Consider the following 16,134-nt stretch of genomic DNA (forward strand, 5'->3'; position numbering starts at 1 on the left):
CGAACTGGCAGGGCTGACGATCATCCAATGACCTCGCACCAGCTGCCCCCTTGTCACCCATGCGATCGGCCTAGCAATTCTGCTACGGGTTATCTCCGCGTCAACGGGGTCACGTCCGCACTCAAGCACAAACCGCCGCCACCGGTCCGATGCGCTCCTGACGACAAGACCCGACACAAACCGGTATCGTCATCCTTCCCGGGCCTTCTGCACTGTCGAAAGATGAAGCCCGCCCGGATTGGAAGCCGGCGGGCTGAGCAAGGAGCGTCTGCAGTCCGGTCGATAGAAGCCTAGGACACGGGTCGTGCAATGCGCGTCGTGGCGGCAAGGCCCGTGAGCGTCGCCGCGATGGCGGCGAGGAACCATGCCGACAGACCCGATAGGCCGGCGAGCCCGCCGCCGAGCTGGTAGCCCGCAATCGCGGCTGGGATCGCCAATGCGGCAGCGAAGACGATACGAGCCGGAAGAGGAGCTGTGAGCGCGATGAAGCGGACAAGCCCCGTCACGAGCATAAAACCGATGACCCCGACCAGCAGCGCGACGGGTATCGATGCGCCGACATGCGCACAGGCGAGCGCGGCGGCGACCGCGATCGCCAGCGGCAGTGCATGACTTGCCGCATTGAACAGAAAATAGATGAAGGCGCCGATGCCTATCAGCGACAGGGGCAGGAGAATCATCATGGCGAACGCGTCCTTCCATTCGGTTGGGGACGCGCCTCCACCATCCACCACGGCGCATCGGGATAATAGCAGATCGAAGCGCCCGCCGAAACCGGCGGACGCGGGGCATTCAATGCGATCCGTCGCTGATTATGCAGCGAATACATCATATTCGCGCACCACCTGTTCGACGTCCCCGTCATAGTCGTCGCTCGGCATCGCCTGATACCCTTCCGGAGTCTCGATGAGGATGATGATCACCTTGAGTGTGCAGGCGAGGTTCCAGGCGAGACGCTGTGCGGTTTCGAGGGACATGGACTGGCTCCTGTCGATGGAGCGGGGCCACTCCCCGCTCGACAGGCGCCGACGCATCCGGCCGACGGCCTCACGTCACCGCGTCGGGGCGCAGCCCAAGCGGCCGCATGCAAAGCATAGCGGACCCTTTACGGGTTGATCGTGAGGAGGCCGACGGGTGGGGAGGAATAGCGCCTCAAAGAGCGGGGAGTGGGTCCGCGGCGGTGGCCGACGCTATCCTTGGTGTATGCCGCTCTATCATCGAGGATTTGCAATCCGGCTGATGGTCACGTGCGCGATGGCCTGATATCTAATCCGCAGTATCGACAGTTGGATACGGACGATGGCTGAGTTCAGCGGGCGTGATCTCCATCTGGTGAAGAAGGCACTCGCAATCGCGGTGCTGGTGATCGAGCGTATGCCCGGCCCATTTCAGAGCGGATCGGACATGACCGATATGAAGGGGCTCCTCGATCAACTGATCGAGTCTGATGTGGAGCTCGAGCATTACGCGGTCGCCGCCCATATCGCCGTTTCAGGTGAGGCACCTCAACGATAGGCGGAGCCGGCGATAGAATTCTTTTCCATGCCGCTATGTGCCCAAGTTTTGCGCTTAACCAGTCTGTTGCGCAATCCCAGTAGCTGTCGTCGGTTGGTCTTCCGTCGCCGGGAGGAATGTCAAATCCTGGGACGAAGCTGTCGTTTGCCGGCGCAGCACCGAACGTCAGCTTCAGCCAGAATCGGACTTACAAGAGCCTCTACTAGCTGCATCCGTTACTCGGAATGGTCGCCATGTATGTTCACGACAGTAATCGATTCCTATGATTGAAATTGCGCGGTCAGAAGCAGACTCGGGTGAATATGGCGCTTGCCCGTCGTTTCCTATTGTCGCGGCGGCGGAATGAATGGCCAGGAGGACAATTAGATGGGCGAACGGCCCTCGGAAACTGAGTTTGAAGAGGCGACCTCTGAGATCGTACCACCGCCCCCGCGTAGCTGGGAGAATTGGAAGAAATTTTTAGAGGGTCTGGGTGCGCTACAGATTTCCGAACTGCGCCTCTACACGGATGTCGATTTCGTCGCGGAAGCCTATAATTTCGGTCCATACAGCTTCCTGAACGCGCTCGCGCATTCTCGAAAAGACCCGGGCGCGTTGAGACCCGGAATCGTCCTACGCGTCGAATGGCATCTAATGGCCGACATGCGTGTTCCGATGGAGACGAACGACGACCACTATCATGGTGGCGACCTTTTCGACGAGTTGACCGCCCTGGCCTCGCTCCTGCTCGATGCGAGGATCATGGCTGGTCCGGTGGATCGAGAGTTTCGGCCTGGTGAGGATCCGATGGGGCGACCGCGGGGGTATGACGCCAGCTATTTGCCTGCCCTCCCACAGTCGAACCAACGACCGCAACTCCCATATTTGACCGGGTCGCGCGACCTGCGCGATCTTGCGGATCTGGGATCGTTGCCTCATCTCACGCCGGGGGCGGCGGCGGCCTTGATCAAGGCGGCTAGGCTATTCCAGAATGCTCTTTGGGTCGCCGATACTTCGCCTGAAAATGCTTGGCTGCTGCTCGTATCTGCGATTGAGACCGCGGCGGCGCATTGGGACAGCGATAAGCGCACGCCCGAAGAGCGCTTCGCGCTCTCCTACGGGGGCGTGATCAACATGCTTAAAAAGGCCAATGTCGAGAAGCTAATCCCCAAGATGGCAAGAGCCTTCAACGGAGTCATCGGTGCCACGTCGAAATTTGTCGGATTTTTGGAGGCGTTCTCTCCTGGAGAGCCCGAGAAGCGGCCGATGTTCGACAAGCTCAATTATTCCCAGCAACCTATGACGGCTGCCTTCAAATGCATCTATGCGCTCCGATCGCGTGCGCTTCACGCCGGTGTGCCATTCCCGTATCCGATGTGCATTCCGCCGGAGCGGTTTGACGAAGGCCCTTACGGCGAAGTCCCGGGGGGTCTCGCCGCATCTGCAAGGGGGGCAACGTGGAACCGCGATGACACGCCGATGCTGCTCCACACCTTTGCTTATCTCGCGCGCGGGGCGCTCCTAGCTTGGTGGCGCACCCTGATTCCGGAAGAAATTCAGGAAAGACGTCCGATATTTTCGGAACGCCTGACCGCTCTCGGCCCGGTCTCTGACCGCTTCCGGCCGTTCGCGCCTGATCCGCAGCGAGGGACCGGGTTTTCCGACGAGGCGGGGTGAAACCACGTCTGCGGCTCGCAACATGCAATCGAAAGAGAACATCCGCGCTCTCCTTGTTACCCTTCAAGAAACAGTCGGCGAGCTGTTGGCGGGGGGAAGCAATCCGCTACGTCCATCTGCTAAATCGCCCGTGAAGGTCTGCACCGAAAGTCGATCCATGAGATCACTAGGCGGATCGCTGTTCTCAAGGATGATAAACTGCGCGCGCCCACTAAGGCTCGCTAGATGAAGGTAGAAATGCTCGTATAGCGTAGTCGCGGCGAGCTTTTTCTCGTCGGCAGCCAGCGCACCGTGGCGTGGCACCCGGATCGGCTCTCGGTAGGTAAGAAGCGGCGTATCAAGCGCCAACACGCCTGGATGAAACAGGCCCTTGTCCTGACAGTAGAGCAAAACCGCGACCTTGAATGCTGAGTGGAGGATAGCGCGGACGCCCTTTCCGTTTGCCCCGCGCTCCTTGCCGTCCAGACGTATATCCTGGGTCTGACTGTCGAACGATACGGTCGGATTTCCTGGAAACTTCCAAGCCTGGAGCACCTCAGACACCTTGCTGGCAAATTCGTGGCCAGTTGGCCCGTCAATGCCGACAGTGAGTTTCGGCTTGGCCGCAGTTGGGGCCGTCGTGACCTGAGACAATTGCACAGCGAGGCGATCCCGCTCTTCAAACAGCTTTAGGCGTTCGCGAACGGTGTCCCGCGCTTCGATTCTCTGTTCGTATTCGTCGCGTAGGCCCGATTCCTCCGGGCGAAGGACGCCGAGAATCCGCTCTGCCGCTGCCATTCGCCGCCGCAGCCGTTCCGACGTTGCGAGATTCGTGGCGAAATCCGTCTCAAGCCCGTTCATCGTGGCGACCAGATCCCGGCGTTCCCGATCGATCCGCGCAATCTCGACGCGGGCCGCTACCCGTGAACGCTCGACATCCTGCCGCCCATGATGGTGCTGATGATCAACCTCGGCCCCGCATAGGGGGCAAGGGCGGTCGAGCCGCGCAAGAAGCAGATGGCCACCCTGCTCCAGGGCCTCAAGGCGTTCGACATCGGATTCATACACTTCCATGAGCCTCGCGAATCGCGCCAGGGTCAACTCTATCTCTCGGGCTTGGGCGGTCACCCGATCCGCTTCATCGACCATGCGTCGCCGTTCGCGTGTGACCTCATCGATCCGGCGCTGGCGTTTGGCGAGATCGCCCTGGATGGTGGTCAGCGAGGCTTCGATCCGCTTGCTTTGATCGTCGAGTTGCTGGCGAGGGATGCCGATTGCGTCGATTTGCGCATCCAGCGCCGCGATCCATTCCTCCAGCAGTTCCTTCTGGCCTTCTTGGCGGGCTTTTCGGATCTTGGGCGGGACCACCGCTACGATCGCGGAGTCGTCCCGCCCAGTCAAAAGTAGGCGAAAGAGGTTCTTTTCGGCTGTCGCGCTGGTGTATTGGCCGGACAGGATCGGGCTGCGCGCATCTATGATCGAGCCCTCGTCCACGAAAGTGAAGGGATCGAGCGAGCGGAGCGTGACGCTGTTCTTCTCGCCATTTTCATTCTTGACGACAAACTTTCCGCTTAGGCCCAGCGCGCCTAGGATCACGCTGGTGATATTCTCCGTGCGGGCGTCGTATTCGGCATCCAGCACCCGAAAGGGAACGTCCTGCGGCGCTTCGTGATGCAGCCCTTCGTATAGTCTGAACCCTGCACCCTGAATGCCGCGATAGAGGGTGACAGGCCCCATCGAGGGGACGTCGAGACCCAGCAAGACGGCCTCATAGCCGTCTAGCTGCTCGATCGCCGGAAGCGGCGTCGACTTTCCCAACATGAATTGCAGAGCGGCGAGCGTGAAGGACTTGCCGGTGTTCGAGGCACCGTAGATGACGTTGGTGCCGTCGACGAACGGGAGCGTGCTCACCGTTTTCGCGGTGCCAATGAACGACAGGTGCCGGAATATCAGGCGCCCGTTCATGCCGACGGCTCGTAGAGTGTGCCTTCGGCTTGGAACTCAAGCGTCCACCGTCCGAGCCGCTGATGAATGATGGTTCTCAGCTCCTCTTCTGGGAGGGCGCCAAACCGGTCCGCGAGCCATTCCGCACGCACTTTCAGGCGCGTGCTGTAGGAGGCTTCCATTAACTCGATGAATGACGGAGCCTCGTCCCCGGCGACGTATCGTACCCCGTCCGCTCCATCAACAAGGGTAGCGAGACCGGCGTTCAGCAGCAAATGAACACCCTCGTCTATCAACTGGCGGCGGACGAGCAGCTCGCCCCCGCGTGACGGCAGATCGGGGTGCAGACTGTCGGGGCCTTCCACATCGGCCGTGTGCACCACAAGATGATCGAACCACGTCAGCTCGCTGACGGTGCAGGGCCGAGGATAGAAGGCGTCGAGCACGACCAGGGTCCGCAAGCCCGTTTCCAGCGGACTGTTGAACAAGGGCACATCGTCCTGCACCGGCACGATCACTTCACCCACGGGAGAACACCGTCGTTGGCGAAGTGATGACAGACGCCCTGCTTCACCGGAACTCTCGCATATTTGCCGAGGACGCCTGAGACTGAGACGCTCTTGGCTTCGCTCATGACGGCCGCGATCTTTGCCATGGTGTCGGCGTGAGAGAGTCCATGGGTGTCGTACACGCCATGGAAGATGTCCTTCTCGAATGTTGCGAGCACGGCTGGCTCGGTGCTGTCCCTGTAGTAGCGCTTGAAAGAAGCGGCATCGAAGAATCGCTCTCGTTGGACACGAAAATGCGGGCCGAACTTGGCATCAGAAAGTGCTTCGTCACCAATGGTGTAGGACGGCGCGCCTTGTTCCTGATAGGCGGCGAGAAGCTGTGCGACGTAAGCGGCCTCCTCCGGCTGCATTGTATCAGGAACGCTCCCGACCGGGGCCTCGCCGGGGTCCGCGTCAAACCATTTGACTAGCACGGGTGTCATCTCGTCTGTTCGCACGAGCTTGCCCGCTTCAAGCAGCGATACATTCTGGAAGTCAAAAGCGTCGATGAGCGTGCGTACCTCGTCCGATAGCGGATGATGTTCGCCCTCTACCAGGTCGTCGGCACACCAGGTGTCCCATTGCTCGATCAGGCGCGGCCCGATCTTGCTGGGATGACCTATGAGGTTTCGATTGGCCCGAACCGCTCCCCTCGGAGCGACGAAGTAGAAGTGCACGGGGACGCGGAAATGCCCGGCAGCGCTATGGAAAAATATCTTACCCAGCTCACGGATTAATTCCGGCTCGCCCAGGGCTTTCCTGAGTTGCTTGCACTGATAATTGTCCCACGGACCATCGAAGCGAGCCGCCGTGCGATAGCCCACGACGTCGCGCCCCATGTCTCCTGCACCGGAGAAACGGTCGCTGTCAGGATAGCGCGACCGCATCGAAGCGACCCAGTCGTCCGTCAGCCGCTCTAAATCCGCGTCATTCAGCGCATATATTCGCGCTGCATAGTCCGTTGCACCTGCCCCCAAGGATCGCACTCCCCCCAAGGGAACGATTGCCTGCTACCGCACAGATTTTCAATCCTTACTATGGGCTTCTTCCCCGCGGTCAGGGGGAAGCCTTACCCTGATGGCGAGCCAGAGCTGGCCCATCGGTGAGGGTTCAGCAAAAGCGCGGCGCTGAGAGAGGGACACGGCGGCATCCTGTGGCTGGACCATTCACGCCATTTCGTGTCCAACCGGGCGCATGGGCGATGCGAGCGAAGACATTGATGACTTGCCGCCGCCCACTGCGCCGGAATCGATTCCGTTCAGTATGCGCAACTTCGCGACTGAAGAGGGCGCGAACCACACCGCCAACAAGCTCGCTTCTTACATCCGACTGATCAGCAGATCCTTGGATCTTAGCCGATTGAATGGAGTGACCGTTGCTTACGACTACGACGCGGCCCTTGCGGAGCTGGATCGCGGTGTCGAAGGCCTGCGGCCGCTAAGCCGTTCGAACGATGATCAATTGATTGGGGTCGGCATGGCGCCTGCGGTGGTCCGCGACGGCGTAGTGAAAGTCCACATCGTCTTGAACGCCCCCTATGTCGAGGACATCGAGAAGGACGAAGGAGACGAACCCGATGAGGAGTTCTGGGCCGCTCTATATCTTCTCGCCCATGAGTGCGGGCATGTCCAAGTCACCAGCGACAAGGATCGCGCGTTCCCCGGCATGATCCTTCAGCATGCCGTCTCCAGCTATGAGGAGGCGATCTTCATGCAGGTTAACGAGGCCTGCTGGGAGGAATATGCAGCCTGTCGCCTGACCGCGGTCTTCGGGCGCGGGCGCCTCCTGCTGTATGAGGAAGGCCTGCGCGGAGTGCTGAGTGTGGCGCGAGAGCGTGCTGCAGATGCACGAGAAGACTTTTGGCAGCATCGCGATCTCAACCGGGCGGTCACCGAGGTTGCCCCGCCCTTGGTGGAACCACTTCGGCTGGCCTCCTATGTACTGGGCCACATCGACGGTTTGGGCGATGGCACTTCGATCTCGGAGGAGACCAAGCAGGCGATCGCGGATGCTGGATATACCGACCTAGTCGACGATCTTGCTTCGGCGTTGCGCTCCCTATGGGACGTTAGGCGCGAGTGGACCCATATTAGCCAGTTCGACATCATCGGCGACGTCGCTCGTGACGCGCTCTGGTCGGGAGGTCTTACCATCCGACCCGCGGCAGACGATGGCGCGACGATCAACGTGTGGGAGCCAGATGAAGTCGATCCCGCCGTAGATATGGGGCTTGAGAAGACTTGGCTGGCGACGGGCGATCGCAACTCCGAAACGGCTTAGATATGTAGCAGCTCTGTGCTCATTGATGCAGGCAACGAACTGATTGCGTCGAGAAGCGGACTGAGATTGGCGCTCAGCCGTCCCGCCGCAGGTCTGCATGCGAATGGCCGTTTTGGGCGTGAGCAGACATCCGAGCATCGACCGTGGAATGTCTTGAGCTGGCCCGGAAGGAGACTGGCAGGTTTCCGTCGAATGCGGAGGATAGCAGCCATTTCAGAGATTGCGGGGATGGACCGACGAAAAACCGATCGCGTTCGCCCCACGCCTGCTGAATTGGCTGCTCGCCCACCGCCCTTCTGCGACCAATAGCGCGCGTGAAGACCGATCGGGCAGCGAGTGTCAGGGCTTGACGAACCGATAGACGAAGCGATCCGTCACGCCTTTGATCGCCGGATCGAACACCTTGATCGCGTGCGTATCGTCCGCTTTGGCGAGCATGTCACTTTGCGCGTCCAGCACGAAGCCAGCGGCCCGCACTTCCTCGGCAACCGACGCGGGGTCGATCCGATGCAGTGCCGGTGTGTCGGTGGTGCCCGACCCGCTCGCCGCGGCGTGATCGACGATGATGTACCGTCCGCCGGAATTCAAACTTGCGAAGACGGCCCGGTTGAACGCGGCCGCCGTCGCACCCTTGGCCTGGATCAGCGGCGTGTGAAGATCGTGATAGAACAAGTGCATCCACACGACGTCTGCGGCCGGGATGGCCTCCGCGATCGCGGCAACGTCGGCCGAGACGGCGTTGACATTCTCGCGGCCCAACTCCTGCGCGAGCGTTCGCATAAGCCCGACTGGGTCGTTCTTGAAGTGCGCGACTTCGCCCGGTACGAAGCTGTAAACCCGCCCTTCGGGTCCCACGACGTCGGAGAAGATCCGGGTCCAGTCGCCATTGCCGGGGTAGACGTCGATGACCGTGGTGCCCGCCGTGACGGTCGCGAACCTGATCAGCTCGGCTTGCTTGGCTTGATCGTACATCGGAATGTTCCTTATGGTTAAGGGCCGACAGGCGCAGGACGTCGAGGAGCGATCCCGGTTTGGCGTGTCGGCGTGCCTTATGAGGCGCGTTGTGCCGCCCCCATATCACCGGGCTCACTTGTAACGCCGGCGTCTCCATTGGCGGCGAATGCCAATGCTTGCGTGTCGACATATTCGCGGATGCTCGCCAGCTTCCCGTGCCGGATCGTGATTGCGAAGACCCAGTCGTCGACGAACAGCTTATTCGTGGCCCTGACCTTGCCGGTGGCGACACCGGCCACCAGGACACGATCCTCCTGGGCAATGAACTCATGAGGTTCCGTCGACGTCTCCAACGACCGAGACGCGGTCTCGAGCAAGTTGACGAGGCCCGCATGGCCACGGTGCGTTCCGGCCAGCGGCCAATCCCGCCCCGGAATGATCCATTCAATGTCTTCGGCGACCAGCGCCAGGAGAGCCTCCCGGTCACCGCGGCCGATCGCGGCGAAGAAGTTCTTCACGGTCTGAATGTTTTGCTCGGTGGTCATGAGAGGCTCTCCGATTGGCGATTCGGTACGGTCAGACCTGGGCCATGCCGCCATCGACGGCGAGATCGATGCCGGTGACGTAGGAGCTTTCGTCGGAGGCGAGGAACAACACGGCTGCCGCAACTTCCTCGGCCTTACCCCGCCGACCGAGCGGCACCTGCGAGGCGAAATGAGCCACCGCTTGTTCGACCTGTTCGGTGGTAAGCCCGACCTTCTCCAGAGCCGGAGTCTCGATTGGGCCAGGGCTCATCGAATTCACGCGGATCTTTCGATCCTTGAGTTCCACCGTCCAGCCGCGAGCAAAGGTGCGCACAGCTGCCTTGGCAGCGGCGTAGGCGCTGAACGCCGGATCTCCCCTGACGTTTGCCACCGACGCGGTCAGTATGATCGAGCCGCCGTCCTTGAAGAGCGGAAGGGACTTCTGAACCGTGAAGAACGTGCCCTTCGCATTCAGGTCGAACGTCTTGTCGAAATGCTCCTCGGTCGCCACCTCGAGCGGTGCAAGCTCGCCCCAGCCCGCATTCGCGAAGAGCACATCGATGTGACCGTGCTTTTCCTTCACGACGGCGTAGAGTCGGTCCAGATCATCGAGGCGCGTCACGTCGCCTGTCACCGTCGTGACGTTGCTCCCGATGGCGGCGGCGGCCTCCTGGAGCTCCTTCTCGCGTCGCCCGGTGATGACGACATGCGCGCCTTCCGCGACGAACCGCTTGGCGGTGGCCAAGCCGATGCCGCTGTTTCCGCCGGTGATGACAGCGACCTTGCCTTCGAGTCTTTTCATTTCGTCCATCCTTCAATGTGCTGGGGGAAATCCCCTGAGCGCTTCCAGATGGGTCGGCGTCGGTCGCTTCGTCAGTGTGGAATGGCGCATATCGGTGGTGCGTAGATGCACCAACGGCGAGCACAGCGTTTCCGGGGATACCCACTCCGCAGCTCGGTGTCGGCAAATTGCGGTTGGGACGCTGCCTTATCGGTGCGATAACGCACCATGATCGACTGGGACGATGTTCGATACTTCCTCGCCGCCGCCCGCGGCGGCTCGGTGCGCGCTGCCGCCAAAGGATTGGCGGTGAACCACGCAACGGTGCTCAGACGTATATCCCAGCTCGAGGAGCGGCTCGGCGCCCGAATGTTCGAGCGGCTACCTTCGGGCTATCGCCTGACGGACGCGGGCGAGGAGGTGCTGGACCTCGCGATCCAGATGGAAGCGTCGTCGCACCAGCTGGAAACGCGCATCCTGGGGCGCGACCAAAGCGTGCGCGGTCTGTTGCGCGTAACGTTGACGCCTATCCTCGCGACGCACCTGCTGATGCCGGATTTCGCCGATTTCGCGCGTCTCTATCCCGATATCGAAATGGAGATCTTGTCGTCGGGTGAGTTGGCGAACCTCACCAACCGGGAAGCAGATGTCGCGATCCGCGTCGTCTACGACCGCAAGACGCTGCCGCTCAATCTGCACGGCTTGAAGGGTCCGGAGGTATTCGGCGGCGTCTATGTGGCGCGCGATCGGCTCGTCGCGTGGCGCTCCGGCGCTGGCGAGCCGCTGCGGTGGATCGTCATTGCCACGCACGGCGTTCCCGATTGGGCGAGCGAAGGTGCGGTGCGCACCGCGGGGGTGCCGTTCAAAGTCACCGACGCCGCAGCGGAGATCGCCGCCGTCCGAGAGGGGCTCGGGATCGCGACGCTACCGTGCTTCGTCGGCGATGCCGATCCGCAGCTCGAACGTGTGCCGGGTACCGACCTTCACATGTATGGGACGCTCTGGATTCTCACCCAAGGCGAAACGCGCAAAACCAAGCGCATTCGATTGTTCACGGAGTTCATATCCGAAAGGATCTCCGGGTATGGGCAACGTCTTACCAGTCAGTGACCAACGGGAAATCGGTCAGCTGGCCAAGTTCAAACCTATAATGAACCTACAGCGTGGGTGATCATTCGCCAGTTCGGGTCACTGCAAATGGCAGGTATCGGGAGCGCTACTCGGCACCTCGAACGGCGACAACTGGGGCGCGTGCCGATCGTCCGCTTCGATCAGCCCGATCGGCAGCTTTCGCCGCGACCGGACGGTCGCTGGAGGTGCATTGAACGGCCGGCTTTGGGCCGACAGCGGGCGCTCAAACTGATCCGAGGGAGAGGCCGCTACCTCGCTGGTGCCGAGAACCCGCCAAGCGGAGGCTAACCGAATTGAGTCATCAATCGCCCTCGGCTTTCAATCGAACTTCCAGACCGGGATGCCCATCTTCCGAGCTTTATCTGCGAGATTGGCGCTGATCCCAGTGCCGGGGAAAACCAGCACGCCAATCGGCATCGCTTCGAGCATCAAATCGTTACGCTTGAACGGTGCGGCCTTGGCGTGACGGCTCCAGTCGGGTTTGAATGCGATTTGCGTCACCTTGCGATTGTCAGCCCAGCATGCAGCGATTCGTTCCACGCCGCTGGGCGTGCCGCCATGCAGCAGGACCATGTCCGGATGCTTCGCGTGAACCCGGTCGAGGGCATCCCAGATCGTGCGGTGATTCAGATAATCGGCCCCGCCGGTAATCGCGATCCTGGTGCCGGTGGGGAGAAGCACTTCGCGAGTGGCGCGCTTCCGCGCGTTGATGAAGTCGCGGCTGTCGATCATGCTGCTGGTAAGCGCCTTGCGATTGACCAGTGAACCGCTGTGCGGCGTCCAGGCATGCTTGGTGTGCAGCCGGAATTGGTCGGCGCAGGCGTCGCGGAAGAACTCCATGGCGTCGCGACGTTCGATCAGGGTCGTGCCCTCGCGTAGCAACCGTTCGAGTTCGACCGATTTGACCTCGGAGCCATCCTGCTCGCGCTGCGATCGCTGCTGGGCCACTTCATTGTCGTCCAACTCGCGTTCGATCCGTTCGGCCGCGCGGTGAAAGATGTTGCCGATGCCCCAGAGCAGGGGTTCGAGATCCGGCTCGAGCCGTGTGTCCTGAAGGGTCGAGATCATCGCATCGAACATGTCGGCAATGGCACCGCCGGCAATTCTCGCTTCCGGGAGCGGTCGGGGATCGGGTTCGTCGTCGAACGGGCGATAGCCGAACAAGGCCAGCTCTTCGAGCATGTGGGCAGTGGTCGAGCTTTCTGGTTCTTGGTCTGTGGCTGGGTCGATGGTCATGATGATCTCCTCGTCGGAGCCGCGCGCCTCGCGGCCTTCCTGGGCGATCATCCGGGCGGCAGGTAGATGGCGGCCGCACCCATGGGTTCTCATGTTTTAATGCCGAAGTATCGCATTGGGCCGAAGCGAAGCGGAGGACGGCCGGAGGCGGCTATTTTGGCTCGCGATGCAAAGCTTGGGGATCGGTACGATCCTCAAGCGGCGGAAAATAGCCGCCTCCGGCCGTTGCGGGCGCCATCTTCCTGCCGCCAGAGCGCCCCTCTCGAAGGCCGGCGCGCGGCCCTCGCGGGGCAACATGCTCGTGTCAGGCACCGATCTGGTAGCGCTCGATGTCTTCCGATCTCAGCTGGGGTGCGAGTTCGGACAGGAGTCGATTGCGCCCGAGCGCCATCAGACCGTCGTTGAGGTCGTTGCCGGTGGGGCTGACTATGGGAATGAGCTCGACGCCCCGCGCTCCGGCTCGATCGTCGAGTTGTATCCAAGCAGCGTCGCCTGCTGCGTCATCGTCGCGGACGACGTAGAGGCGCTGGACGTCGGTCGGCCATTCGAGTGCTGCGAGATGTGCAGCGGAAAGCGTCGCAATCGTCGGCATCGTGGGAAGCATCATGCGCCAGGACAGCATCGTCTCGAGTCCTTCACCGATCGCCATGACGGGGCCGGCATTGCCGAGGCGGACGCCGTGCCCGAGCATGTCGCCCATTGCTCGACGCGGCGTGGCGATGTCCGCCTTGTCGCGTCGGGCCGGATCAAGCCAGGTGCGGTGGATGCCGGTGATCGTTCCCGCATCATCGGTGACGGCTGCGATCAGCGCCGGGAATGCGTTGGCGGTGCCAGGCGGATCGTCCTCGGACGGCCGGTACCAGCAATGTGGATGAAAGCGGAGCCAGCGCTCGGTCCGCAGATGATGGAGTTGCCGCCCGCCTAGATAGGATTCAGCAGGCGTGCTGGCGATCAAACTGCACGCCGCGAAGAGGCGTTGAGCGGCCTTGCGCGATCCGGCTGGCGCGCGGACCATGTCGCGGTCGTGATGGTCGGCGACCTTGGGAAGAGCGAGATAGCGCCGGGCCTCGTCGAGCGTCGCGCTCAATTGATCGTGGCCGAGATTAAGTGCGATCAGGTCGAGCAGGTCACCATGCTCGCCGGTCGCAGCGTCGGTCCATTTGCCGGCGGCACCCTTGCCACGGTCGCCGCCCTTCAGACGGACATAGAGGCTGCGCCCCTTTGAACCTTGGACGTCGCCGGCGAGCCAGTAATGGCCTTCGCGGTGCCCGGCGGGGAGATAGGTGCGGCAGACCCGCTCGGCGTCGTGCGCGAGTTTGCGGGCAATATCGCCGACGGTCTCAGGCATGATGGCCTCCGTGACAAAGAAGGGGGCCCGCCTCGTCGGCGAACCCCCAGGGCTGAGGCGGACGCTATTCGGCGGCGATCGCCAGCGGTTCCTCCTCCAAGTCCGAAGGATCATGAATGCCGGCGTCGCTGTCGATGGCCGGTACGGCGCCGACGCTATCCGGGGCTTCGCCATCCGGCTCGATGGCTGCCGGCGTGCGCAGCGGCTCGGCCAGCCAGCCGCTGCCCTCAAGCAGGCGTTCGGCCTCCTTTGCCATGTCGCCCTTCTTCATCGCGGCGATGCGGTTGGCGACCTCACTGCCCTTGGCCTTGTCGACCGCAGCCAATATCTGGGCCTTGGTGACGCGGCCCAGATAGTTGTCGACGCCTGCGCTCCAGCCGGCGGCAACCATGTCGAGGTCGGCCGCACGCGCGACGATATGGCTGTGCGCGATCCGGCGCTCGATTTTATGCGGCGAGACGCGGCCGTCATTGTAGCGATTGCCCGGCTCCCACACCGCATTGATGCCGAACGAGGCGCAATGCGCGAACAGCGCCGCCTGGTCGTCGCCATCGAACGCGATAAGCGCGTCCCAGAGCTGCTCCGCATCATCGGGCAGGCGCTCTTTCCACGCATCGTGCCGCCGCTCGATCGCCTGTGCCGAGATGCTGTCGTTGAGGCCGGGAGCATGAACCGACAGGCTGCCGCCCCGGATCGACACCTCCATGCAGCTCTCGACCTGCGTGTAGCGATAGAAGGTCTCGAGTGCGAAGGCATGCAGAACCGCCGCGAACGCCACCGTGGGATGCGCCGCGACGGCATCGCGCAGCGCCAGCGTGCGGTGGGTGGTTAGTTCAGTCATCAGTCGGTCCGGGAGCGGTTTGAGCAAGTCCTCCTGCTCATACTCCTCCTCGACCATGGATGCCGCCGCACCGCCGATGTTGATGACGGTACGCTGCGGTTGGTCGTTGTCGAGTTCACCGGGAAGGTCGTCGCCGTCCGCCGCGCTGGCCTCCTCGTCGTTGCCGGTCTCATCGGCCGGTTCGTCTTCAGGTCGGACGAACCCGCGCTCGATATAGAGCGAACCATCGCCATCAATGCTGATGAACACGCCGGCCCGCGCGACCTCGGACGGATCGTAGATCAGCGGGCGCGACACCAGCCCGGCGATTTCCTCGTCGATCGCGGTGACGCGTGCTTCGATCTCCTCGGGCACATCGCCGCTGCCCGCCCATTCATCTTCGAGGGCGTCGGCCTCGGCGCGAAGGGAAGCCAGCTTTGCCTCGTCATCCTCGGTCAGGTCCGGCTGGCCCCCCTGCAACTCGCGCAGGTCATGGTCATAGCCGTACGAGAAGTCGACCGCGACCGCGATCCACTTCCAGCCCTCTTCGCCGATGCGGGCGGCCTCGGTCTGGAGCTTCTCGGCCACCAGCCGGTCGAGCAGAGCGACATCCTGCAGCCAGCCGCCATCGTCGGTCTCGAACAGGTCGCGCAGCACATAGCCGCCGGCCGCCACATAGGCATCAAGCCCGACGAAGTTGACGCGCTTGTCGGAGGCGCGCACCGCATCTTCGGTGAGCTTCGACCGAATGAAGTAGGGCTGCTTGTTGTAGCTCGTCTGAAGCAGACCCCACACCTGCTCCTGCCGCGCATGGTCCTCCGACACCGAGAAGGCCATGAGTTGTTCGAGGCTCATACCGTCCTCGGCATAGATTTCGTGCAGCCTGGGCGAGACAGAGGCGAGCTTCAGCCGCTGCTTCACCACCGCGGGCGTCACCATAAAGGTGGCGGCCACCGTCTCAATGTCGGTGCCGCCCTGGACGAGCTGCTGCATCGCGCGGAATTGGTCGAGCGGATGCAGGGCCTCGCGGTGGGTGTTTTCAGCGAGCGAGTCTTCCTCGGCGCTGATCTCGGCATCGTCGCGCACGATGCACGGAACAGGCTGGGTTTTCACCATCCGCTTGCCCTTCACGAGCTGCTGAAGGGCTCGAAAACGGCGGCCGCCGGCCGGGACCTCGAACAGCCCCGTCTCGTTGCCCTCGGCGTCACGCTGCGGGCGAACGCTGAGGCTCTGAAGCAGGCCGCGGCGCGCAATGTCTGCGGCGAGCGTGTCGATCGACACGCCAGCCTTTACGCGCCGGACGTTGGCCTGGCTCAGCACGAGCTGGCTGAACGGGATGTCGCGGGACACATTGAGCGCGATCTTCACTTGGCTAGTCATGGGTCTTCTCCATGACGGGCGGCCGTGAGACTCTCTCT

15 protein-coding genes are annotated in these 16,134 nt (G+C 62.2%); 4 read left to right on the forward strand and 11 right to left on the reverse strand.

The genetic code is table 11. The features are described from left to right. Window positions 1-290 precede the first annotated feature (290 nt). On the reverse strand, window positions 291-683 hold the full coding sequence (locus RH91_RS07245; protein ID WP_051116675.1) for a hypothetical protein: 393 nt from the start codon (window positions 681-683) through the stop codon (window positions 291-293). 129 nt (window positions 684-812) lie between these two features. Beyond that, complete coding sequence (locus RH91_RS22815) at window positions 813-977, reverse strand: hypothetical protein (protein ID WP_010161976.1); 165 nt, start codon at window positions 975-977, stop codon at window positions 813-815. A gap of 322 nt (window positions 978-1,299) precedes the next feature. Between RH91_RS22815 and RH91_RS07250 the strand changes: the two genes are divergently transcribed. Together RH91_RS07250 and RH91_RS07255 are read left to right on the forward strand one after the other, a co-directional pair. After that, the gene (locus tag RH91_RS07250; RefSeq protein ID WP_010161977.1) at window positions 1,300-1,515 is read left to right on the forward strand and encodes a hypothetical protein; all 216 of its coding nucleotides are present in this window, start codon (window positions 1,300-1,302) and stop codon (window positions 1,513-1,515) included. Window positions 1,516-1,881: 366 nt separating this feature from the next. Beyond that, window positions 1,882-3,171: a hypothetical protein gene (locus RH91_RS07255; RefSeq protein WP_010161979.1), complete on the forward strand. Its 1,290-nt coding sequence runs from the start codon at window positions 1,882-1,884 to the stop codon at window positions 3,169-3,171. Window positions 3,172-3,234: 63 nt separating this feature from the next. Here the strand turns inward: RH91_RS07255 and RH91_RS07260 are convergent, their stop codons facing one another. From RH91_RS07260 to RH91_RS07270, 3 genes are read right to left on the reverse strand one after another with little or no spacing between them, the layout of a single operon-like run. Beyond that, window positions 3,235-5,115 (reverse strand): hypothetical protein, encoded by a 1,881-nt coding sequence (locus tag RH91_RS07260; RefSeq protein ID WP_010161980.1) that lies wholly within the window; start codon window positions 5,113-5,115, stop codon window positions 3,235-3,237. After that, window positions 5,112-5,621 carry an ABC-three component system middle component 2 gene (locus RH91_RS07265; protein ID WP_198283239.1) on the reverse strand — a complete coding sequence of 170 codons (510 nt, stop codon included), beginning with the start codon at window positions 5,619-5,621 and terminating at the stop codon, window positions 5,112-5,114. Before RH91_RS07265 ends, RH91_RS07260 begins: the two co-directional genes overlap by 4 nt. Further along, window positions 5,609-6,619 carry an ABC-three component system protein gene (locus RH91_RS07270; protein WP_010161982.1) on the reverse strand — a complete coding sequence of 337 codons (1,011 nt, stop codon included), beginning with the start codon at window positions 6,617-6,619 and terminating at the stop codon, window positions 5,609-5,611. Before RH91_RS07270 ends, RH91_RS07265 begins: the two co-directional genes overlap by 13 nt. A gap of 217 nt (window positions 6,620-6,836) precedes the next feature. Between RH91_RS07270 and RH91_RS07275 the strand changes: the two genes are divergently transcribed. Further along, window positions 6,837-7,922 (forward strand): hypothetical protein, encoded by a 1,086-nt coding sequence (locus tag RH91_RS07275; RefSeq protein WP_010161983.1) that lies wholly within the window; start codon window positions 6,837-6,839, stop codon window positions 7,920-7,922. Window positions 7,923-8,261: 339 nt separating this feature from the next. On the opposite strand, the gene RH91_RS07280 is transcribed toward RH91_RS07275, so the two are convergent. From RH91_RS07280 to RH91_RS07290, 3 genes are all read right to left on the reverse strand, one after another. Next, complete coding sequence (locus tag RH91_RS07280; RefSeq protein WP_010161984.1) at window positions 8,262-8,894, reverse strand: class I SAM-dependent methyltransferase; 633 nt, start codon at window positions 8,892-8,894, stop codon at window positions 8,262-8,264. A 77-nt stretch (window positions 8,895-8,971) separates the two neighbouring features. Next, complete coding sequence (locus RH91_RS07285; RefSeq protein ID WP_051116677.1) at window positions 8,972-9,421, reverse strand: nuclear transport factor 2 family protein; 450 nt, start codon at window positions 9,419-9,421, stop codon at window positions 8,972-8,974. Between the two features lie 31 nt (window positions 9,422-9,452). Further along, on the reverse strand, window positions 9,453-10,202 hold the full coding sequence (locus RH91_RS07290; RefSeq protein ID WP_010161987.1) for a glucose 1-dehydrogenase: 750 nt from the start codon (window positions 10,200-10,202) through the stop codon (window positions 9,453-9,455). A 207-nt stretch (window positions 10,203-10,409) separates the two neighbouring features. On the opposite strand from RH91_RS07290, the gene RH91_RS07295 reads away from it, so the two are divergent. Beyond that, window positions 10,410-11,291, forward strand: a complete 882-nt coding sequence (locus RH91_RS07295; RefSeq protein ID WP_010161988.1) for a LysR family transcriptional regulator — start codon at window positions 10,410-10,412, stop codon at window positions 11,289-11,291. A 339-nt stretch (window positions 11,292-11,630) separates the two neighbouring features. On the opposite strand, the gene RH91_RS07300 is transcribed toward RH91_RS07295, so the two are convergent. The 3 genes from RH91_RS07300 to RH91_RS07310 all read right to left on the reverse strand — a co-directional run bounded on the left by RH91_RS07300 (window position 11,631) and on the right by RH91_RS07310 (window position 16,096). Further along, on the reverse strand, window positions 11,631-12,548 hold the full coding sequence (locus RH91_RS07300) for a DUF2493 domain-containing protein (RefSeq protein ID WP_157136996.1): 918 nt from the start codon (window positions 12,546-12,548) through the stop codon (window positions 11,631-11,633). A gap of 304 nt (window positions 12,549-12,852) precedes the next feature. Beyond that, complete coding sequence (locus RH91_RS07305) at window positions 12,853-13,896, reverse strand: DUF7146 domain-containing protein (RefSeq protein ID WP_010161990.1); 1,044 nt, start codon at window positions 13,894-13,896, stop codon at window positions 12,853-12,855. A 64-nt stretch (window positions 13,897-13,960) separates the two neighbouring features. Continuing rightward, window positions 13,961-16,096 carry a ParB/RepB/Spo0J family partition protein gene (locus RH91_RS07310; RefSeq protein ID WP_029623687.1) on the reverse strand — a complete coding sequence of 712 codons (2,136 nt, stop codon included), beginning with the start codon at window positions 16,094-16,096 and terminating at the stop codon, window positions 13,961-13,963. Window positions 16,097-16,134: the final 38 nt, after the last annotated feature.

Origin of the sequence: Sphingomonas sp. PAMC 26617 (assembly GCF_000242835.1) — a bacterium.
Taxonomy (GTDB): domain Bacteria; phylum Pseudomonadota; class Alphaproteobacteria; order Sphingomonadales; family Sphingomonadaceae; genus Sphingomonas.